Genomic DNA, 21,069 nt, shown 5'->3' on the forward strand with positions numbered 1-21,069 from the left:
CAAAGGTATGGGCGTTGATATGAAGGTCAAAGCGATATACGATTCTGAAATTGGTAACATCACCAGATCAGAAAAGAACTGGAAGGATGTGTTAAAGGTCGCAGGTCAGTTATACCGCTATGAATTTGACAATATCGTTATGATAACAGCTCAGAGACCTCCGGAAAAAAGCACACTCATGGCAGATTATGATACCTGGAAAAAGGTGGGAAGATATGTAAAGCGTGGTGCGAAAGGCTGCGCTATCTTCCCGTCAAGGGCACTGAATCCACGCATGAGGTATATATTTGATATCAGTGATACCGGAGGGAAGAATGTTAAGCTGACATGGGACCTTGAGGGAGAAAATCTTAAAGATTATGTGGATTTTCTCGTATCAGAAGGTCAGATTGAGCAGTACGATAACAGCAACAGGGAGTCTCTAAAAAATATATTAAAACAGTTTACAGGAACAGATGTTTGGCTTATAATAAAAGAAGAGTTCGGAGACCGAATGACCGAGCTCATGCAGCTATCAGGTAGTGTGATAAAGGAAGAAAGTAAGAAACGCAATGGCTTACAGCAGGAAATGGACATGGAGCAGCTTGTATATGCAAGTGTCATGTATGCTGTAGGGACGAGATGCGGATTTGACTTATCTGTGCAAGAACAGGATTTCAGTCAGATCGTAAATATCAAAGACGAAGAGATCATTTACCGTCTTGGTTCCATTGTATGCGATGTCTCCTGTAGTGTTCTTAGAGAATTTAGTCGTAACTTAAAGGCAATCGAGAGCGAAAGGAGAATTGGATATGTTAGAAGAAATGACTTACAAGGAAGTGGACGGACTGCTTTATCCGCAGATAGAGATGCCGGACGAGACGGAGGATCTCACGAAGCTGGGCAAATACGGAAGGATGGCGATGAACTATCTAAAGGAGAACGAGCCGGCAAGATACAAGACGCTGATGAGATTCGGGAAGATGTACGAGAAGATGTCAGCGGTAGAGGAGGAAGCGAACCAGCTGTACGACCAGCTGGAGATGCAGTATCTGGCGAAGCACAAGCCACAGAATCCGTCATCGACAATGGAGATGTGGAAGATAAGAGAGCAGGCGAAGATGCAGGCAGAGGAAGTGGTACTGAATCAGATAGTGATGCGATTCCACTAGAATCAGATGATACAGAACTGAATAGGGAACTTGATGAAATCAATTCATTGGGTGTTAGTAAGGAAGCCGAATATACACAGGCTTCCTTTTTTTTCGACCAGAATGGGCAGGCAAGCATTGGCACCATTCATACTGAGGACGAAAACAATAATCAGTTTATGCGTCAGTTCGAGCAGGACAGAAAAGCTGCATTAGCAGGTAAATACAATTACCTGAATCCCAAAAAGTCTGCAACAGTACCAGGTGAGTATATCAAACAGGTGCTTATGAGAGGTACAGGTTTTATCGGTGGTAAGGGCAGGGTATGCAAGATTTTTGAAACAGAGATTGATGCAGGAACCAGAGCAAAGCGTATCAAAGCAGAGTATGGTCAGGGAGGTGCAGGCTGGCCGGTTGACGGACTGGGACTGCACGGATATGACACATTTCATGGGAACGGACTGCGTTTTCAGTGGCGAGATGAGGATGGAGAGGTTGAAGGATATGTTTCATGGAAAGATATCGAAAAAGAGCTTGGTGTCCTTATTCTTACAGGGGAATACCAGCCTGAGACACCTCGTATTGATGAGCTTGCGATGGACGGACTCCGTGAGGATGATGAGGTCATTGATGCCGAATATCGGGAAGTGGAACCGGAAGAGGCAGAATCAGAGATTGATGATTATGCAATACCGGATGAGCCAGAGAGCTATGCTTCTAACCGATCTGTAAAAGTAGCAAATTCGCATGAAGATGCACATGAGGAAAGTAATGAAGCATATGTATCTGCATATGGCATGACACCACAGGAAACTGCCGATGAAGATCGCATGATAACCCAGGCAGAATATGGTGCCGAGATAGAAGCTGAAACATCTGAAAAAGATCCATCAGAGCTTAAGTATATTACACCGATTGATTATGCCAAGCGTATTGCAGAGCTTGATGAAGACCTGCGTGATGCGGCGGAGATTCTTGTAACAGATTGCAGCTGCTACACTCCGTTTAGGGCATTCCTTATGGATGTGGTGCAGTCTGATTTTGCATTTATACCCAATAAACTTGACCTTATCAGGGATATTGCATTAGGGACAGATAATGCAGAAAGAAAAGCATATTCCAACAATAAGTATGGTCTTGTGGAGTACTCAATCAGAAGCGGATATGTGAAGATCAGCTATAAGAACAGGAATGGTGTGCGTAAAGAAGGTGTTCTCGATTGGCGTGAGTTATATGAAATCTTATCTTATATGGTAAAACAGCCATTTTACTGCGGAGAAGACCAGAAGAAGTATTATCAGGAGACAAAGCAGAAGGCTGACAGGGATAAGATGAATCCGGTCTATAAGAGATTCTTTGATATCGAGGATAGTGTAAAAGCCAATCGTCTTGAAACCAGGGAAAGAGCAATAGCGAATGGCTGGGAAACCAAGATTGATGAGAATGGACATGTGGTTTCAGATGATGCAGTATCAGTATCTGTGGATGATATTCAGGCTGATACAGAATCACAGGAAACTGTAGATTTTACACCAAAGCAGGAACCAGTACAGCAAGTAGAAAGTCTTGAAAATGAGAAGAATGTTGCCGGGCAGACGAAACACAATTTCCACTATAACCTCTGGGAAATGGAAAAAGGCGGTGCTAAGACCAGATACCAGTGGAATATGGATGCAATCCGCACTTTAAAGCAGATTGAATCAGAGAACAGGCTTGCCACACCTGAGGAACAGAAAACTCTGTCGAAGTTTGTCGGATGGGGCGGACTGTCACAGGCATTTGATGAGAATAACGCAGGCTGGAGCAAAGAATATGCAGAGCTGAAAGACCTTTTATCTGATGAGGAATACAGTGCTGCAAGGGCAACAGTAAATAACGCCTTTTATACTTCACCGGAGATTGCCATGTGCATAAATTCGGCACTTGTCCAGTTTGGTTTCAGAGGCGGCAATGTATTAGAGCCATCTATGGGTATCGGTAACTTCTTTGGAAGTATGCCGGCACCAATGCAGAGAAGCAAGCTGTATGGGGTGGAGCTTGACAGCATTTCAGGAAGAATTGCAAAGCAGCTTTATCAGAATGCCAATATCAGTATCACAGGATTTGAGAATACCACATATCCGGATAACTTCTTTGATGTGGTTGTCGGAAATGTGCCATTTGGTGATTATAAGGTATTTGATTCAAAGTACAACAAGTATAACTTCCGTATCCACGATTATTTTCTGGCAAAAGCACTTGATCAGGTAAGACCGGGAGGCATGGTTGCAGTAATCACCACAAAGGGAACACTTGATAAGGCAAATCCTACTATCCGAAAGTATCTGGCTGAAAGAGCAGAGCTTGTGGGAGCAGTAAGACTTCCGAATACTGCATTTAAAGATAATGCAGGAACCGAAGTGACAGCAGATATCCTGTTTTTGCAGAAGAGGGAGAGAAAGATTGATATTGAGCCGGACTGGGTACACCTTGGTGTAACTGAGAATGGCATTGCAGTCAACTCTTATTTTGCAGAGCATCCGGAGATGATGCTTGGATCTATGGAATATGACACAAGGATTTACGGACAGGACAGCAGATATACAGTCTGTGTGAATAATGATGAGAACTTCAATATGTATGAGACTCTCAATAAGGCTATCGGTAATATCAAAGCCCAGATGACAGATTTTGAGAGAGTGGCAGATGAGGCGGAGCAGACGGAGGAAGTTATCCCGGCTGATCCGGATGTGAGAAACTACACTTACACATTTTTTGAAGGAAAACTCTATTACAGGGAAAATTCCGAGATGGTAAAAAAAGAAGTATCACAGACTGCCGAGGAGCGAATCCGATGCCTTGATGAAATCAGACAGATAACAAGAGAGCTGATTGATATCCAGATGGATGGCTGCAGCGAGGAGGAGCTTTCTGATAAGCAGAGACTTCTTAATGTAAAATATGATGCCTTCGTAAAGCAGTATGGAGCCATTACTTCAAAAGCAAACAGAATAGCATTCAGGGATGACAGCGATTATCCACTTCTTTGCAGTCTTGAGGAAGTAAACGAAGATGGGGAGGTGAAAAAAGCGGATATGTTTTATAAGCAGACGATTAAGGCAAAGACAGTCATAGACAGAGTGGAGACCGCTGTGGAAGCATTAAATGTATCCGTCAATGAATTTGGATATGTAAATCTTGCCTATATGCTTTCTATCTATGAGCCGGATATTACAAATGCAAAGGAAGAACTTGCAGAAAAGTCCGGACAGACAGTGGATGAGATAACGCTAAGTGATGATGCATTAGCAGAGCTAGAAGGGCAGTCCTTGTGGAAGAGCTGGACGGACTGGTTTTCCTAAATCCAGACCGCTACAACGAGAACAATCCCGACATCGGCTGGGAGACAGCAGACGAGTATCTTTCGGGAAATGTGAGAGACAAACTTCGTGTAGCAAAGGCTATGGCGGCTGATACAGACAATCCGCAGGCAGAAAGATTTGCAGGAAATGTGGCAGCACTTGAAAAGGTGCAGCCGGAATGGATTGAAGCCTCGGATATTGATGTAAAGATTGGTACGACATGGATTGAGTCGCTTGATTATGAGCAGTTTATCTATGAGCTTCTCAATACACCAAGAAGAGCAAGGGCAGTCAGAAGCCAGTTTTACAATACAGGCATTCAGGTACACTTAAATAAGATGAGCATGGAATGGTTCATCGAGAATAAGAGCATGGATAAGCATTCAGTGGCAGCTACTAAGACTTATGGTACAAGCCGCATGGATGCTTATTCTATTTTTGAGGATACGCTGAATCTTAAAACTGTAACAGTAAGGGACAGGATTGATGACGGTGATGGCAAATATCATTACGAAGTCAATAAGAACGAGACAATGCTTGCAAGGGAAAAGCAGAACATGATCAAGGAGAAGTTCAAGGAATGGCTGTTTGCAGAGCCGGAGCGAAGACAGAAATATGTGGAGTATTACAACGAGACATTCAATAACATCCGTCTGCGTGAGTATGACGGAAGTCACTTACAGTTTCCGGGAATGAATCCGGCGATTGAGTTAAAGCCACATCAGAAGAATGCGGTGGCAAGAATCCTTCTTGGAGGAAACACCCTGTTGGCACACTGCGTTGGTGCCGGAAAGTCCTTTGAGATGATGGCTGCCTGTATGGAGCAGAAGAGACTCGGACTTGCCAATAAGACGATCATGGTTGTTCCAAAGCCACTTATCGGTCAGACGGCATCAGAGTTTTTAAGGCTTTATCCGTCAGCAAATATCCTGGTTGCCACAGAGCGTGATTTTGAAAAGAGCCGCAGGAAGCAGTTCGTATCAAGGATTGCAACAGGTGACTATGACTGTATCATCATGTCGCACTCGCAGTTTGAAAAAATCCCGATCTCAGCAGAGAGAAAGGAAAGAATGCTCAATGAGCAGATTGATGAAATCAGCTATGCGATTGATGAGATGAAGGAGCGTAACGGGGAGCGTTGGACTGTAAAACAGATGGAAAGCCAGAAGAAAAAGCTGGAGGAGCAGCTGAAATCCTTATCAGATGAGAGCAGGAAGGATGACCTTATAACCTTTGAGGAACTTGGTGTGGACTCTATCATGGTTGACGAAGCGCACAATTTTAAGAACCTTGCGATTTTTTCCAAGATGAATAATGTGTCAGGTATCAGCAGCAGTGGAGCGAAGAAGTCAACGGATATGCAGCTTAAATGCCAGTATTTGTCTGAGATAAATGATGGCAGAGGCATTGTGTTTGCGACAGGTACGCCAATATCCAATACCATGTGTGAGATGTATGTCATGCAGCTTTACTTACAGAAAGCGGCACTTGAAGAGATGGGGATTTATCACTTTGATTCCTGGGCAGCGAACTTTGGTGAAGTGACAACAGCACTGGAGCTTACTGTAGAGGGAAGCGGTTTCCGTTTTAAAAGCAGATTCAATAAGTTTACGAATCTGCCGGAGCTTATGAATATCTTTCGTGAAGTAGCAGATGTGCAGACCGCAGACATGCTTGACCTTGATGTGCCGGCTCTTCGTGGCGGCAAGCCTATCATAGTGGAGTCAGAGCCTGACTGGTATGTAAAGCAGGTTATGGAAGACTTTGTTGTGAGGGCAGAGCGTATCAGAGGTGGTGGAGTTGATCCAAGTGTGGACAACTTCCTAAAGATTACTCATGAGGCAAGATTACTCGGAACAGATGCAAGGCTGATTGATAAGGACGCACCAAATAATCCAGATGGAAAGCTCAATAAGGTAGCGGAGAATGTATGGAAAGAATATGAGAAAGGAAATGCCAACGGTCATATAGGCTGCCAGCTTATTTTTTCGGATATCGGCACACCGGGACCGGATAAGGATTTTACCATCTACGATTATCTGAAGGAAACACTGATACAGTATGGTATTCCGGCAGAGGAGATAGCATTTATCCATGATGCAAAGACCGACGCACAGAGGGATGCACTATTTAAGGAAATGAGAACAGGTAAGAAAAAAGTGCTTATAGGTTCTACAGATAAATGTGGTACTGGCGTTAATGTTCAGACACATCTGGTTGCAATGCATCATGTGGACTGTCCTTGGAAGCCAAGCTCCATTGAACAGAGGGAAGGACGAGGCATCAGGCAGGGCAACGAAAATGAAGAGGTGGCAATCTATAGATATGTCACCAAAGGAACTTTTGATGCATACAACTGGTCGCTTGTTGAAAATAAGCAGCGATTCATCAGTCAGGTCATGACAAGCAAGGCTGTAAGCCGAAGCTGTGAGGATATCGATGAGGCAACACTTTCCTATGCAGAGATTAAAGCGGTTGCCACAGGCAATCCTTTAATCAAGGAAAAGATGGAGATTGACAATGATGTCCAGAGATTAAAGCTCTTAAAGGCATCCTATGACAATCAGAGATATGGATTGCAGGATAACTTTATGATTAAGTACCCGAAGCTTATTAAGACAGCAACAGAAAAGCTTGCCAATGTAAGAGAAGATGTAAAGGCAAGGGATAAAGAACTGATTGATAATCCGGAATTTGCCATTACCATAGGCAAAGCAACCTACACAGAGCGTGTGGATGGAGGAACGATGATGCTTGAAGCAATCAGCAAATGTAAGACCGGAGAGACAACTGCAATCGGCAAGTTCCATGGATTTGAGCTGCTTGTGGAAAAGAACTTCCTTGGTATCAATTATATGGTGCTTCGTGGAAAGACTGAGTACAAGGCAGAACTTTCCACAAGTCCGGTCGGCAGCATGGTAAAGCTGGAAAACCTGTTCAATGGACTCCATGAGAACATTGATTTCTTAGAAAAGAAGATTGAGCAGTACCAGAATGACCTTGAAGCATCAAAGGCAGAGTATGACAAGCCATTTGCATACAGCAAGGAACTGGAAGAAAAGCTGTCAAGGCAGTGTGAACTGATGCCCAGCTTGACCTTGAGAACGCAAAGGCTGTGGATGCAGACCTGAGCGGACCGGAGGAAGAAAGAGAAGCTGATGACAGAATGGAATCTGCAGCAATTGTAGCAGAGGATAAAGGTGCTTATCAAGCGGACAGAGAGGGCAGAACACGATAGGAGAGTGAATAATATGAGCATAAGAAAAGTGGTCGCAGGACTACTGATTACAGCAGGGATTGCCATTATGGCAGTCCCTTTTTTCTGGCGGGCAACCGGAGAAAAACAGACAGAACAGCTCATAAGTGAATTTGAGCAGACATTGGAGGATGATTACGATGAAGAAACAGATGTGGAGGAAGAGCAAACCTCCATTAGTAAAGAGGATGAAGCCATTCTTAAAGAAGGCGGTGTTATCGGCATCATTGAGATACCGGGCTTAGATATCAGGTATCCGGTAATGGAAGGAACCACAAGTAAAGTGCTTAATGCCGGGATTGGTCATATAGAAGAGACTGCAGGAATCGGAGAAAGTGGCAACTGTGTGTTATGCGGTCACAATGGCAGCAGATATGGCACATTTTTTACACCACTAAATCAGATTTCCATAGGAGATGGTGTGACAATTATCGACAAAAACGGACAGACTCATATCTATGAAGTAACAGACACAGAGGTGGTAAATCCTTATGACAACAGCATTAAGACACAGGGAGAGGAAAAGGAATTAACTCTTTTTACCTGTTCACAGAAGGGTACTATGCGTTTTGTGGTCAGATGCAGATATAAGGAGGCAGGTGTGGATGAATAAAAGATACCGGTTAGGTGAGATAGAAGAGGCAGTAGCAGAAATGGAAGAGCGAATTGACATCGAGGATGATATTGCTGAGATTGATGATGACTTTCAGATAGTCGTAAGCGGCTGGTCTGTGTATGTCGAAAGCCTGAATCTGACACTCAGACAGGGAATAGCCTGTGTATGGGATGCAGAGGAAGGATTATTTATGCCTGATTTTGATGTGACCATCGTGTATGAGGGGAACATTGAAACACAGGAGTGGCTCTACTATGAGCAGGACGGAATGGTCGTTACACTTGGCAACTGGTTAAATGGCAGATTGTCTTGTGAACAGATAGAACAGCTTTGGTGTGAGTTTATCATACCGGAGCAAAACAAAGAACAAAAAGAAAGCGAGGAATAGCATATGAAGTATTCAATTAAGGTAAACGAAGTAAGGGCAAAAGAGGGCAGCAATATCAAAGGATTTGCAACAGTGGTATTCGGTGATTCATTTAAGATCACCAATATTGCAATCCTTGAGAATAAGGACAAGGGAGAGCTTTTCGTATCAATGCCAAGATACCGCTCCAATGAGCGTGATGAAAGCAACGGTGTGATCTATAAGGATGTGTGCAATCCTATTACAGCAGAGTTTCGTGAGGAACTCTATACCAATATTCTTGATGCCTATGCAAGAATCAAGGAACCGGAGAAAGAGGAGACACAGAAGCAGGAGCGTACACAGGAAATGCCGGAGTTTTCAGTAACTGTGACACCTTATGAGAGGGAAGGCAGTAACATCAAGGGACTTGCCCGTATTTACTTTGAAAACAGTTTCATTGTAAATAACATCAATATCGTGCAGGGCAAAGAGAAAATATTTGTATCAATGCCTTCTTATAAGACAAAGCAGGTGGACGAGCAGGGCAAGCCAATCTATCAGGATGTCTGCTATCCGGTTACAAAGGATTTCAGGGAAAAACTCTATAATGAGATTATCTCTGAATATGAGAAAGCAAAGGATAAGAGCAACGAAAAGGCAAGAGAAAGTGCAGAGAAACATCATGGCAATCCCGATAAAGAGAAGGACAAAGAGGCGACGCCCTTTCGATAATCAGTAATCAGAGTACAGGGGCGGCCAAGGCTGCCCCTTTTACAGAATGGAGGAAACAGAATGGATATGGAAGCAGGAAAAACACTTACCAATGAGGAGGTTATAAGGGAACTTCTCGAATTACTAAAGAAAAATGCCATGAAAGAGAAGGCAAACGATGTATTTGAGATATGCAGCTATGTGGACGGACTGGAGAAAAAGATTGATTCCATGACGGAAGAACTCACCAACATGCAGAACCAGATCAAAGAAATGCAGGAAGATACACTTGTCAATAATGCAAAAAGGCATTGTCAGAAGCACAGGAGCGACTTAATACCAGATGTGAGCAGATAAAGTCACAGGTATTAGAAGTGAAAGAACAGGTCAAATCTACTGCTAAGGGCATAGTCGAAGAAGCAAAGGAAAAGGGAAGAGCTGCATTATACAGGGTATCTGAGTTCTTAGGAATTAAGAAAAGATTTCTGGATATTCGAGAGAATGTAAGAGGTGCAATCAAGACCACAGATAAGGATATAGCAAAGACAGCACTTCTTGCAAAAGGATTTCGTGAAGCAGGGCAGACAGTAGCCAATGCATTCCGCACTTTTGCTGACAAGCCGGAGGTGGATTATTCTCAGAAAGAGCAGAAACATCCCATTACAAAGGCAGTACTTGCTCCGATGAAAGCAGTGAAAAAGATGCTTGTATCAATGGAACTTCATTTGGATGCATCTATTGATAAGCTGGATAATCTGGCTATGAATGTGCAGCTTGATAAGGAAAAGCATATGGAGAATGCGAAAGCACAGGAACAGACAGAGCCGGAGAGGGCAGAAGCTGAGCGAGTAGAAGCAGAGGTTGTATATTCACCGATGGTCGCTGAGCCGCAGGAGTATCAGTATAATGCAGATGCATTTGAGGCTAGAGATGCGGATGAGGTGAAGCAGGAAGCGGCATATAAGGAAGTTTCGAAGGTAAGGGAAGATAAAGCCAGATAGATTTGAGGACGTGGGAGAGATTCTGCGTCCTTTTTTAATGCGGATAAATATGATAGATGTTATAATGTGAAAAGATAAATGCGAAACATGCGTTATATTAGCAAAAGTTGTTAATTATATAAAGGTGGGAGAAATTTGGCAAAAAGTAAAAAAACAAAAATACATAAAAAGATAGATGGTCAGCTTTTACAGCTGAATAAAAAGTTTAGTGATCTCAAGATGAAACAGAAGGATAAGATTACAGGCTGGGTGTATGAAGAATACAGAAAGTATGTAACAGAGTATGATAAAGTACCTGATTTACTAGCAGATGAGCAGATTGTTGAAGTTGTAATTGATAAGATAAATGAGGCACAAATCTGGATACCTGAAGGAGAGATATACGATTATTATCGAAGAAAGAAACCACAACTTCAAAGACGGCTGGATAATGAAAAGGTAATTAAGTTTAAATCCTATGTCAGCTTTTATAAAAGTATTGTTGATCAGGACAGGGCATCCGTTGTTATATGCAATCTCAAACATGAGATTATTTACATGAATCCGGCAGCTGTTACCAGCTGTGCGAAGCGAGGTGGAGATAAACTTATTGGAAGAAGTCTGTTAGATTGTCATAATCCGGAATCCAGGGATAAAATACAGCGAGTTGTGGACTGGTTTGCAGCAGATAAAAGCCATAATTTCGTCTATACTTTTCACAATGAGAAACTGAATAAAGATGTTTACATGGTGGCACTCAGAGATGAAGGTAAGCTGATAGGATATTATGAGAAGCATGAATATCGAAATGTAGAAACTATGAAACAATATGATTTATGGTAATATTATGATATAGATTAAACAGGAAATCAGTAGATATTTTATAATCTACGAAGCGTAGAATCCGCATATATTCACCATTCTCTACGTTCCGTGGGTGTAAAACATCTATTTTATATACTATTCTGTGGTCAGAAAGGAGAAAAACAATGGATCAGGTAAAAATTGGAAAGTTTATTTCTGATGAAAGAAAGGCAAAAGGGTATACACAGAAACAATTATCTGAATTGTTGGGAATCAGTGATAAAACAATATCGAAATGGGAGTGTGGAGTTTCCCCAACAAAAGGATATTAGAAACAATCCATGAAACACCTGCTTGCGTTAAAGGAATTACAATAGAATACTATATTTTTTAACATGCATTTCTATATTGATTTGCATGTTTTTAATTTCAAAAGAAAATTTAAAACAAACACTATATAACACTTGACAACAGTTTGCAACTGTTATATACTGTTATCAAGAAAAGAAGGAAGGATATAAAGAATGAAAATTATAATCAATACTTCCCTAATGGTTCCCATATATGAACAGATTGTTGACCAGATTAAAATGCTCATACGCAACGGGGAACTAAAGGAAAACGACAATCTTCCATCTGTCCGTACACTTTCTAAGGAACTAAAAATAAGTGCTTTAACTGTAAAAAAAGCTTACGACAATTTGGAAAGTGAGGGTTTTACGGTTACAGTACATGGAAAAGGCACTTATGTAGCGGCTACAAATACAGAACTGCTTTTGGAAGAACAGAAAAAAGAATTGGAAGCGGATTTGGAGCAGGCTATCCAAAAAGGCAGACGATGTGGTATTAGTGATGAAGATATAAAAAGTTTATTTGAGTTGATATTGGAGGGGTGATGTATGTTAAAAATTGAACACTTGAAAAAGCATTATGATAATTTTTCTCTTGATTGTTCATTAGAGCTTATGTCTGGATGTGTAACAGGCTTGATTGGACAAAATGGTGCTGGAAAAAGCACAACATTTAAGGCGATATTAGGTTTGATTTCAACTGACGGCGGAAATATTACCATACTTGGAAAGGACAGAAAAGACTTCACAGCAAAAGATAAAGAGGAATTGGGTGTAGTATTGTCGGATTCTGGTTTTAGTGGGTATCTGAAGATAAAAGATATTATCCCTATATTGCAGAATATGTACTCAAAATTCGACAAATCACTATTTATAGAACAGGTACAGAAATTTCAACTACCTATGAATAAACAGATAAAAGAATTTTCAACAGGAATGAAAGCAAAATTAAAAGTGCTGGTTGCAATTTCACACAATGCAAAACTGCTGATACTGGACGAACCGACAGCAGGTTTAGATGTAATCGCAAGAGACGAATTGCTGGAAATGTTAAGAGAATTTCTGGAAAAAGATGAAGAACGCTCCATTTTAATCAGCTCTCATATATCCAGTGATTTGGAGTCGCTATGTGATGACCTTTATATGATACATGACGGAAAAATTATTCTGCATGAAGATACAGACGTTCTTCTTAGTGACTATGCTTTATTAAAAGTAGACGCAGAACAATACAGCAAGCTGGATAAACAGTTTATATTGCGTTCCAAAAAAGAAACATATGGATATAGCTGTCTGACAAATCAGAAACAGTATTATATGGAGAATTATCCTAAAATTGCCATTGAAAAAGGTACAATAGATGAAGTCATTACCATGATGATAAGGGGGACAGAACAATGAAAGGTTTATTCGTAAAAGATTTGAAATTGATGATGTTACAGAAAAATTTTCTGTTGCTCATTTTGGCGATTGTAATCGGAATGATGATATTTACTGATGATGTGATATTCCCATTAGGTTTTCTGAGTTTCATTGTATCACTTTTTACAGTAAGCACAATCAGTTATGATGATTTTGATAATGGAAATGCGTTTCTGTTTACATTACCTATTACACGTAATCATTATGTGAGTGAAAAATACTTTCTTGGTCTATTATTGGGGTGTATGGCTTGGGTTTTGGCAACTGTTTTAGGAATAATTACAACTGTATTGAAAGATACATTACCTATTACAGACTTAGTACAGAGTTCATTGATGATTTTACCTATTATGATTGTCGTTCAAGCAATCACGCTTCCTTTTCTGCTAAAATTCGGTGGAGATAAAGGAAGAATTGCTATGATTGGTGCATTTGGCGGTCTGGCAGTAATCACTCTCGTTATCGTGAAAGGAGCAGAAGCCATTTTCAATATTGATTTAGTTAGTCTGTTAGATAATTTGCCAACTGTAAGCATGGGAGTTCTTATCGCTATTGCAATTATTATCGCTTTGTTGATGTTATTGGTTTCAATGAAAATCAGTTTGTCAATTATGAACAAAAAAGAATTTTAAAAAGGAGCAGGTTTTTACCAAAGAACAGATTTATGAAAATGTATGGGGATATGACTATCCGGCAGACCCTAATAATCTGACTTCATTCATACGGAAATTAAGAAAGAAGATTGAGCCGGAGCCGGACAGACCACGCTATATCGTCACTGTCAGAGGTGTTGGATATAAGTACACGGAAAATGAGGAAATGGTAGGCAAGACAGCAACACCGCCGGAGTGATCCAGATGTGGTGGCGGTCGTAAGACATCAAGCCATGCCAGTTTTGCTGGCAAACGGCTGGTTCACTCTGACGGTGGGGCGAGCGTCAGCGAGCCATAAAGCCCCCGTTATCTAACAGGGGGGTACTATTACAAAAGACAAGAGAAAAAATAAATACAAAACTGCTGATATGCAACGATTTATAAGGTTATAAGAACTTATTTCACTTCACACCATATTCTTTTTATCCGACAGGTCTAAAACAGCATATCAATAGAAAATAAATATAAGATACAAGGTGTATGCTCCTATGAGTATATGCCTTTTTGATTGGAGGAATGAAGCATGAATGATATAGAATTTATTGAAACATTAAAGCAAAAGAGAAATGCCTGTGATTATTCTCAATCACGACTGGCACAGGAATTGCAAATTAGCAGGCAGAACTTAAATGAAATTGAAAACGGAAAAACAAAAGCCAGTATGGAATCAGGTCTATTGCATTTCCTTCTATATCAACGGGAGTATATAGTTTTCCGGTTGAGTTGGCAGCAAAGATTGCAGTACACACAGTAAATAGGTTCTTGCAGGATAATCCGGATTGGTTTGATCTGGTGGAGTGGGTGCTATTTGATACTCATACTGAATCGGTGTATGAATCTGAGGTTGATAAGATATACAACAAATAAAATGACAAAAGGGAGTTTTTATGTACGCTGAAAAAACAGATTATGATGATATTGAAATGTCGAGCAGGTTACGAAATGTTCTAAGAAGGAACGGATTTGAGTCATTGGAAGGAGTGAGAGAATATCCAAAGGAATATTTTATAAAGTTTCGTAATATGGGGCAGGCAACACTGCAGGAATTATATCAGATTTGTGAAGAGTAAGGCATAAAGCTGCGCAGTGTAGAAGAACTGAATGATCGGGAGCATGGAGTCAGATTTGATGATTTCCTATGTATGGATGCGTTTAGAATGGGAATAAAAAGCAAAGATGATTTGAGAAGATACAGTATTGAGGAACTTGAAAAGATGTGCCCGAAGGACAAGAGACTTTTTGTTCGATTAAAAAAATGAAGACTGTTTATGGATGAAATAGGATATTTCTTCCTAAAAACAATATATTTATGGTATACTAGCTTGTAGTAATGCAGTTTCAACCGACATTACATATTATTATGAGAAATTAATGCAAAGGAGTTACAATCAAATGGATAACAATGAAGTAGTAACAGAAGAAGTGGCTGCAGTTGTTGAAAATAATACAGGTATTGAAATAGAGCCTTTATTTGAGGAGCAGGTTGATTTTGATACATTCTCAAAGTCAGACTTCCGTGTTGTAAAGGTAAAAAATTGTGAGGCAGTACCTAAGAGTAAGAAACTTCTTAGATTTACACTTGATGATGGTACAGAGAATGAAAGGACTATTCTTTCAGGAGTACATGCATTTTACGAGCCGGAGGAACTTGTAGGTAAAACTTTACTTGCAATCGTAAATCTTCCACCACGTTCTATGATGGGAATAGATTCATGTGGTATGCTTCTTTCTGCAATTCACAATGTAAATGGAGAAGAAAAACTGAATCTGGTAATGTTAGATGACGCAATCCCAGCAGGTGCAAAATTGTATTAGGATTTACACAGTTATTACATATAACTTAATGGATAATTATATGTGATTTTTAAATTTATGTTGAAAGTAGATAGTAAAAGAGCTGGGTATCATGTGCCCAGCTCAATCGCTACATGGAAGCCAATAAACCATGCAACAGCGGTTCTTTTATTCGCCAGTATATGCAATTTCTATCTCATAGCCGCCGTTTTCATAGTAGGCGTGGGAAAAATAGTATCTTATTATTATTTCTGAAATATAAAATTTGAATCATAAAACTTCTTTCCCTCTCAAATCCATTTTTACCAAACCAACTACTAACAATCCAATAAAAATTGCCGTGTCCACAAATAACAGTACAACAACACTTTTTACCACTCCGAAAGTAAAAAGTATGGAGAAGATTTCCACTGACAACACAATAAAACACATATAATTTGTCAAATACTCTGTTATAATTTCTCCATAATAATTGTTCATCTGCAATTTCGCATAGATAAAAGGTTTTAATAAATAACGGATTATGATACATATAACAGGACAAATAAAAATCCAGTTTTTATTAACTAGGGATGTTGCCACTCCTTTACGCCATTGTACTGGAATTTCTGTCGGCAACTTAGAATAAGACAAAGCCCCAATAATCAAGCATAGTGCGGTAATCATAGTCCAGGTAAGCATACTTCCCCATATATACAAAAAGCTGACTGAATCCAGTTTGAAAACAGTTCGATTATCTTTCCAATAGTCATGAAAATCTGTTACATACTGTTCTACCTGTAATTTTTCATAACTAATACTTTCTTCATCCAGCATTTTTTCGCACATGAGTTTTGCCTTATTCAAATCAGTAATCTGATTTTTTAATACTTCCTTTTGCTTCTCAAGCATTTCCTGCAATGTTACTTTTTCGGATATAATATTTCGTATATCTTCAACAGAAATTCCCAATGTACGTAGATATGCAATCTTCTTTATATTTTCCACATCATTTTCAGAATAATCTCTATAACCATTACTTTCATTTCTCGAAGGCTCAATAAGTTTTTCCTTTTCATAAAAACGGATATTAGAACGGGATAAACCTGTTCGCTCTTCTACGTCTTTTATAGTCATATTATGCCCTCCTTTCGAGCAACTCTATTTTACTTAATAATAAGCTATAAACAAGGTTTACAGTCAAGCATTTATCAAAAAACTATAGTTGTTGATAAGGACATGAAAAGCTGTCCAAAATAGAAGGTGAACCGGATTGCTGCTCCGACTCAATCTTCCACATGGAATACATCTTCCACCAGCATATTAAAGTACTTTGATATCCGCAGCATAAATTCGGCAGATGGGGTGCTGTCCCCACGCTCTATCCTGCCGACAGTTTTGGTGCTGTATCCAATAGCAGCGGCAAGGTCATCCTGGTAAATGCCTCGCTGTTCACGGATTTCTCTGATATTATTGGTAACCGCCATAAAAATCCCTTCTTTAAGTTCTATAGATATTTTCTTATTGTCAATTATGCAAAATAATGTGTCCGATAAAAAGGACTTGCAATTTTATCGGCAATGTCCTGTAATAGCACAAGCATCAGATTTTCCAAGAACTTTTCCAAATATGTCTAAGCGGTCATTTTCACTAACCCTGATAGGTGCATACTTTTCATTGAGTGAGATAAGGAAAATTCCGTCTTTATCGTTTTGTAATTTCTTAATATAGCTTCTCCGTTTAGAGCGAAGATGCCGATTTCTCCATTAGCAACAGATTCCTGCTGTAATATCCATGCAATCTGACCATCGTGGAATTCTGGTTCCATACTGTCACCACTAATACGGACACCGAAAGTAGTATCTTCCGGCAGGATAGATTCATCTATGCGTACAGTCTCTTTCGGTCCATCTACAAGGAAGTTACCGGTTCCGGCTGATACAGCATTTTCAAAAATATCAATGCTACGGAATGGAATTATCTTAGCAGTCTGCTTTTCATACATTCCGGATGCGTGGAGCAGATTGATATAATCCATAGCTTTTTCCCTGCCTTCATCAGTTAGTGATGAGAAAGGATCGGCAGGATTTACTCCAAAATATGCCTCATACATGTTAGTAATACCAAGGATTCTACACACTTTGTAAAATATGGTAACGCTTGGTTCAGCAAGATTTCTCTCCCAGTTGGATATGGCTTTATAGGAAATGGTAATGCCTTCCTTTGCCAGTTCATCAGCGAGATCCTGCTGGAGCAAGCCTTTCTTTTTTCTATATGTTGAAATGATTTCTCCGATTGAGTACATACATATGCCTCTTTTCTTTCATTTTGTTGATTTCTAATGTCTCTTTTCACTCCATAGTATATAGCAACAGTACCAATTATTCAAGCTAAAAATCCAATATAATGAGAAAAATGACACATGTGTCCGTTGACAGTCGATTATTCTTGGGGTTATACTATGCCCTGTAAGAAACATTACCCATATACTTGGACTAAAGTTATGGTAATGACAGATTAAATGCAGGAGGTGATGCAGATGGGAGACAGGGTAATACTTCATTCAGATATCAACTGTTGTTATGCTTCGATTGAACATCTGCATCATCCTGAGCTTGCAGGAAAGCCATTGGCAGTAGGCGGCGACCCGGAGGCAAGACATGGGATTGTCTTAACAGCTGACTATATTGCCAAGAAGTACGGTGTGAAAACAGGAATGGCACTCTGGCAGGCAAAGCAAGTCTGTCCGGACATAACATTTGTTTCACCAAGAATGGACTTATATCTTCGGTTCTCAAGGATGGCGCATGAGATATATGCAGAATATACGGACAGACAGGAGCCATATGGGATTGATGAGTGCTGGCTTGATGTTACAGGGAGCAGCTCCCTTAAAGGGGATGGATTGCTCATTGCACAGGAAATCAGCAGGAGAATGAAGTCAGAGCTTGGCATCACAGTAAGTGTTGGTGTTTCTTTCAATAAGATATTTGCAAAGCTTGGTTCAGACTATAAGAAGCCGGATGCAATCACAACTATGTATAAGGGTGAGTTTAAGCAGAAGGCATGGTCACTTCCGGTGGCAGATCTTCTATACGTTGGCAAAAGTACGAACAGAAAGCTTGCATTATTTGGTATCAAAACCATAGGTGATCTTGCAAGGGCAGATGAAGATGTGCTTAACAGTCACCTTGGAAAGAGGGGCAGTATCTTATGGTCGTTTGCTAATGGCTATGATGATTCACCTGTCAAGCTGGAGAATACCCACGCTCCAATCAAATCGGTGGGAAACAGCATAACGACGCCAAAGGATTTAGTATGCGATGAGGATGTAAAGATTGTTCTTTATATTCTGGCTGAGAGTGTTGCAGCAAGACTTCGTGAGAATGGATTCCGGTGCAGAGTGGTTGAGATAAGTGTCAGGGATAATGAGTTATTCTCTTTTACCCGTCAGAAAAAGATTGACCATGCAACGAATATCACCGGAGAGATAGCTGCATATGCTTATCAGATATTTAAGGAAAACTATAACTGGAGCAAGCCAATCCGCAGTGTTGGTGTCCGAGGTGCAGACTTAGTAACAGATAATTATTGGGAACAGATTGATTTATTCTCAAGTGTGGAGAAGCGTGAAAAGCAGATGAAGATGGATTCAGCGGTGGATGAGATACGCAGAAGATTTGGATTTTACAGTATCCAGAGGGGACTCATGTACCGGGACAGGATTCTATCGGCAGTCAATGCAAAAGAAGAACACACAGTACATCCACATGGGTACTTTTCAGGTTAGCAACGAGAAGTGCCAATAGAGTAAAGAAGAGGGAGGCGGAACATGAGCGAAGCAGCAAGAATTAATCTGGTAGACAGAGCACCATTGACGGAGAAGCAGCAGAATGTGTATGAAAGCATTATGCAATATCAGCGTGTGAATGGCTATGCTCCTACTATCAGGGAGATATGCAAGATGGTAGGGGTGGCATCGACTTCAAGTGTTTATGCACATCTGAAAATATTAGAAGAAAAAGGCTATATAGCAAGGAAGATGGATGCTTCCAGAGCAATAGCAATCTTGTAAGGAAGGTGATTACATTGAGCAATAAGGTATATGTTGATGTACTTGCAGAGTTTTCAAGGGACGGACTGCTCATTCCAAAAGAGATAACATGGGAAGATGGCAGAAAGTATGAGATTACACGAGTAAAAGACAAGCGCAGAGCAGCCAGTACAAGGGCTGGTGGAGTTGGAGAGCGTTATACCTGTGTGGTAGATGGAAAGGAAATATTCCTTTTCTATGAAGATAACAATATGTGGTTTATGGAAAGAGCCGGAGCCTGATGTGATTGTGTGCTGACAGCACAATTCATATCAGTTGGCTTTAGATCAGCAAAGCCGGGGAATGTGCAGACATTCATCGGAACTCCCGGCAAAAGGCTTGCAAAGGTGATTTCCCTTTCCTTTACGAGTACAAAGTTGTAGATAGTGATGATTTTGTATGAATAAGGAGCGAACTGAATTGAACAAAGAGTTAAAAGTTATAGATTTTTATTGTAAGAAGTGCAAAAAGAGTATGAAAGTTTCATACATGGTTACAGGTAACAGGAATTATCCGGTACTGCCGAGAGTTATGATGAAATGTCACCATTGTGGTAGAGTAATGACCTTGAAGAATTTCAAGGAGGGTGAGCTGCTGGATAGAGTAGAACAGGATAAGTATTATATCTGATACATACAGTCAGACATCAGATGCTGCGGCAGATATTTGACCGCAACAGGACAAGACAATTAAATTAGTGGTCATCATGATATGGGAGACACCTGCAATAAGCGTAAGCTGATGATACGCAAAGGTGCCATCCTAAGGACGCATGAAAAATTAGAAACCAGTTTGAGGACTGGAACTGTTTTTCATGTGTCCTTTTTTATTTGCTAAAAATTTCATGTTGGAGAAGTTTTTCCAGACCTTCAAACGTTTCTAGCCACAACGGAAGCGAAAGGATAGATGAGAAATTGCAGCAAATAAGTTATAATAGTGTTGAAGACATTACAGATGATATAAGAAAACAAATTGGATGGAGAATACAAGAAAAAAGGATTGAGAAGGGAATTACAGCAGTAGATTTAAGTACCTATTTAAATATAACAGCTAATCAAGTCTCAAGGATTGAAAGAGGTTGTGCCGGGATTGATATTTACAAGTTGATTGTAATTTGTAAAATCCTTGGAGTATCGGCGGATTATATATTGTTTGGAGAAATGAAGGAAGAGAACATAACTATTAGTAAAGAGCAGTTTGAGGCGATAAATGGTCTTATTAGCATGTTCGGAAAGGAAAAATTATGATTGAATACATAACACTATCAGATCTTGTTAAGAAAGTGTCCCAGGATGCTGTTGAAAAGGGAAAGGAAATATTTAACACAAAGAAAATACGAGAGAAGTATCTTAATATATTTGAAATAATTGAGAAGAAATTCTCACAACAGAATAAAGTGCTTGGAAATATTGAAAAGTTCGCTTAAAATCAAGGTTTGCAGACATTTTTCTTCAAAGAAAAGGTATCGTAGAATACCACAAAATATCGTAACGGATTTTTAAAATGGAGTAAATTTGGAATAAAGATTGAAAGAAAATGGAGTAAATATTTCAAGAAGACACGAAAGGAATGACGCAGATAGTAGAGATAT

24 protein-coding genes and 3 pseudogenes are annotated in these 21,069 nt (G+C 40.1%); 23 read left to right on the forward strand and 4 right to left on the reverse strand.

The window, feature by feature from the left end; all coding sequences use genetic code 11:
- Positions 1–7: 7 nt before the first annotated feature.
- The 17 genes and pseudogenes from DW959_RS14495 to DW959_RS04925 form a co-directional block, all read left to right on the forward strand.
- Positions 8–4,471 (forward strand): hypothetical protein, encoded by a 4,464-nt coding sequence (locus tag DW959_RS14495; protein WP_347475321.1) that lies wholly within the window; start codon positions 8–10, stop codon positions 4,469–4,471.
- On the forward strand, positions 4,441–7,602 hold the full coding sequence (locus tag DW959_RS14500; protein WP_243023342.1) for a helicase-related protein: 3,162 nt from the start codon (positions 4,441–4,443) through the stop codon (positions 7,600–7,602). The genes DW959_RS14495 and DW959_RS14500 overlap by 31 nt, the downstream gene beginning before the upstream one ends.
- The gene (locus DW959_RS14820; RefSeq protein ID WP_279220979.1) at positions 7,587–7,709 is read left to right on the forward strand and encodes a hypothetical protein; all 123 of its coding nucleotides are present in this window, start codon (positions 7,587–7,589) and stop codon (positions 7,707–7,709) included. Before DW959_RS14500 ends, DW959_RS14820 begins: the two co-directional genes overlap by 16 nt.
- Before the next feature lie 13 nt (positions 7,710–7,722).
- A complete protein-coding gene (locus DW959_RS04860) occupies positions 7,723–8,340 on the forward strand; it encodes a class D sortase (RefSeq protein ID WP_118615576.1) in 618 nt (205 codons plus the stop codon).
- Positions 8,333–8,731, forward strand: coding sequence for a hypothetical protein (locus tag DW959_RS04865; protein ID WP_004611550.1), 399 nt, complete (start codon positions 8,333–8,335; stop codon positions 8,729–8,731). The genes DW959_RS04860 and DW959_RS04865 overlap by 8 nt, the downstream gene beginning before the upstream one ends.
- 3 nt (positions 8,732–8,734) lie before the next feature.
- On the forward strand, positions 8,735–9,424 hold the full coding sequence (locus tag DW959_RS04870; RefSeq protein ID WP_005340521.1) for a SpoVG family protein: 690 nt from the start codon (positions 8,735–8,737) through the stop codon (positions 9,422–9,424).
- A gap of 60 nt (positions 9,425–9,484) precedes the next feature.
- Positions 9,485–10,404: pseudogene (locus DW959_RS04875) on the forward strand (DUF6674 family protein).
- 135 nt (positions 10,405–10,539) lie between these two features.
- Complete coding sequence (locus tag DW959_RS04880) at positions 10,540–11,226, forward strand: PAS domain-containing protein (protein WP_004611553.1); 687 nt, start codon at positions 10,540–10,542, stop codon at positions 11,224–11,226.
- A 146-nt stretch (positions 11,227–11,372) separates the two neighbouring features.
- The gene (locus DW959_RS04885) at positions 11,373–11,519 is read left to right on the forward strand and encodes a helix-turn-helix transcriptional regulator (RefSeq protein ID WP_004611554.1); all 147 of its coding nucleotides are present in this window, start codon (positions 11,373–11,375) and stop codon (positions 11,517–11,519) included.
- 192 nt (positions 11,520–11,711) lie between these two features.
- The gene (locus tag DW959_RS04890; RefSeq protein WP_004611555.1) at positions 11,712–12,083 is read left to right on the forward strand and encodes a GntR family transcriptional regulator; all 372 of its coding nucleotides are present in this window, start codon (positions 11,712–11,714) and stop codon (positions 12,081–12,083) included.
- Positions 12,084–12,086: 3 nt separating this feature from the next.
- A complete protein-coding gene (locus DW959_RS04895; RefSeq protein WP_004611556.1) occupies positions 12,087–12,938 on the forward strand; it encodes an ABC transporter ATP-binding protein in 852 nt (283 codons plus the stop codon).
- Complete coding sequence (locus DW959_RS04900; protein ID WP_004611557.1) at positions 12,935–13,591, forward strand: ABC-2 transporter permease; 657 nt, start codon at positions 12,935–12,937, stop codon at positions 13,589–13,591. The genes DW959_RS04895 and DW959_RS04900 overlap by 4 nt, the downstream gene beginning before the upstream one ends.
- 1 nt (position 13,592) lies before the next feature.
- Positions 13,593–13,811, forward strand: a pseudogene (locus tag DW959_RS04905) (helix-turn-helix domain-containing protein); the annotation flags it as partial.
- 324 nt (positions 13,812–14,135) lie between these two features.
- Complete coding sequence (locus DW959_RS04910; RefSeq protein WP_004611559.1) at positions 14,136–14,366, forward strand: helix-turn-helix transcriptional regulator; 231 nt, start codon at positions 14,136–14,138, stop codon at positions 14,364–14,366.
- Complete coding sequence (locus DW959_RS04915; protein WP_347475324.1) at positions 14,303–14,479, forward strand: hypothetical protein; 177 nt, start codon at positions 14,303–14,305, stop codon at positions 14,477–14,479. The genes DW959_RS04910 and DW959_RS04915 overlap by 64 nt, the downstream gene beginning before the upstream one ends.
- 20 nt (positions 14,480–14,499) lie before the next feature.
- Positions 14,500–14,682: a DNA-directed RNA polymerase subunit alpha C-terminal domain-containing protein gene (locus DW959_RS04920; protein WP_004611560.1), complete on the forward strand. Its 183-nt coding sequence runs from the start codon at positions 14,500–14,502 to the stop codon at positions 14,680–14,682.
- A gap of 376 nt (positions 14,683–15,058) precedes the next feature.
- A pseudogene (locus DW959_RS04925) lies at positions 15,059–15,427 on the forward strand (hypothetical protein); the annotation flags it as partial.
- Positions 15,428–15,676: 249 nt separating this feature from the next.
- Here DW959_RS04925 and DW959_RS04930 read toward each other — a convergent pair.
- The 4 genes from DW959_RS04930 to DW959_RS04940 form a co-directional block, all read right to left on the reverse strand.
- Positions 15,677–16,522 (reverse strand): MerR family transcriptional regulator, encoded by an 846-nt coding sequence (locus DW959_RS04930; protein ID WP_118615578.1) that lies wholly within the window; start codon positions 16,520–16,522, stop codon positions 15,677–15,679.
- Between the two features lie 149 nt (positions 16,523–16,671).
- Positions 16,672–16,872 carry a helix-turn-helix transcriptional regulator gene (locus DW959_RS04935; RefSeq protein WP_004611564.1) on the reverse strand — a complete coding sequence of 67 codons (201 nt, stop codon included), beginning with the start codon at positions 16,870–16,872 and terminating at the stop codon, positions 16,672–16,674.
- Positions 16,873–16,956: 84 nt separating this feature from the next.
- A complete protein-coding gene (locus DW959_RS15050; RefSeq protein WP_347475325.1) occupies positions 16,957–17,073 on the reverse strand; it encodes a hypothetical protein in 117 nt (38 codons plus the stop codon).
- The gene (locus tag DW959_RS04940; protein WP_347475322.1) at positions 17,019–17,690 is read right to left on the reverse strand and encodes an XRE family transcriptional regulator; all 672 of its coding nucleotides are present in this window, start codon (positions 17,688–17,690) and stop codon (positions 17,019–17,021) included. Before DW959_RS04940 ends, DW959_RS15050 begins: the two co-directional genes overlap by 55 nt.
- Positions 17,691–17,924: 234 nt before the next feature.
- Between DW959_RS04940 and dinB the strand changes: the two genes are divergently transcribed.
- The 6 genes from dinB (at position 17,925) to DW959_RS04970 (ending at position 20,904) form a co-directional block, all read left to right on the forward strand.
- Positions 17,925–19,175 (forward strand): DNA polymerase IV, encoded by a 1,251-nt coding sequence (dinB, locus tag DW959_RS04945; protein ID WP_117570083.1) that lies wholly within the window; start codon positions 17,925–17,927, stop codon positions 19,173–19,175.
- Between the two features lie 42 nt (positions 19,176–19,217).
- Complete coding sequence (locus DW959_RS04950) at positions 19,218–19,460, forward strand: LexA repressor (RefSeq protein WP_077326115.1); 243 nt, start codon at positions 19,218–19,220, stop codon at positions 19,458–19,460.
- 5 nt (positions 19,461–19,465) lie between these two features.
- Positions 19,466–19,720, forward strand: coding sequence for a hypothetical protein (locus tag DW959_RS04955; RefSeq protein ID WP_077326113.1), 255 nt, complete (start codon positions 19,466–19,468; stop codon positions 19,718–19,720).
- Between the two features lie 178 nt (positions 19,721–19,898).
- On the forward strand, positions 19,899–20,108 hold the full coding sequence (locus DW959_RS04960) for a hypothetical protein (protein ID WP_052536457.1): 210 nt from the start codon (positions 19,899–19,901) through the stop codon (positions 20,106–20,108).
- Between the two features lie 284 nt (positions 20,109–20,392).
- Positions 20,393–20,725: a helix-turn-helix transcriptional regulator gene (locus tag DW959_RS04965; RefSeq protein WP_004611571.1), complete on the forward strand. Its 333-nt coding sequence runs from the start codon at positions 20,393–20,395 to the stop codon at positions 20,723–20,725.
- Positions 20,722–20,904 (forward strand): hypothetical protein, encoded by a 183-nt coding sequence (locus DW959_RS04970; RefSeq protein WP_004611572.1) that lies wholly within the window; start codon positions 20,722–20,724, stop codon positions 20,902–20,904. Before DW959_RS04965 ends, DW959_RS04970 begins: the two co-directional genes overlap by 4 nt.
- The last annotated feature ends 165 nt before the right edge of the window (positions 20,905–21,069 follow it).

It is taken from the genome of Clostridium sp. AM46-21 (assembly GCF_003480025.1).
In the GTDB taxonomy this organism is placed as follows: Bacteria; Bacillota; Clostridia; order Lachnospirales; family Lachnospiraceae; genus Coprococcus; species Coprococcus ammoniilyticus.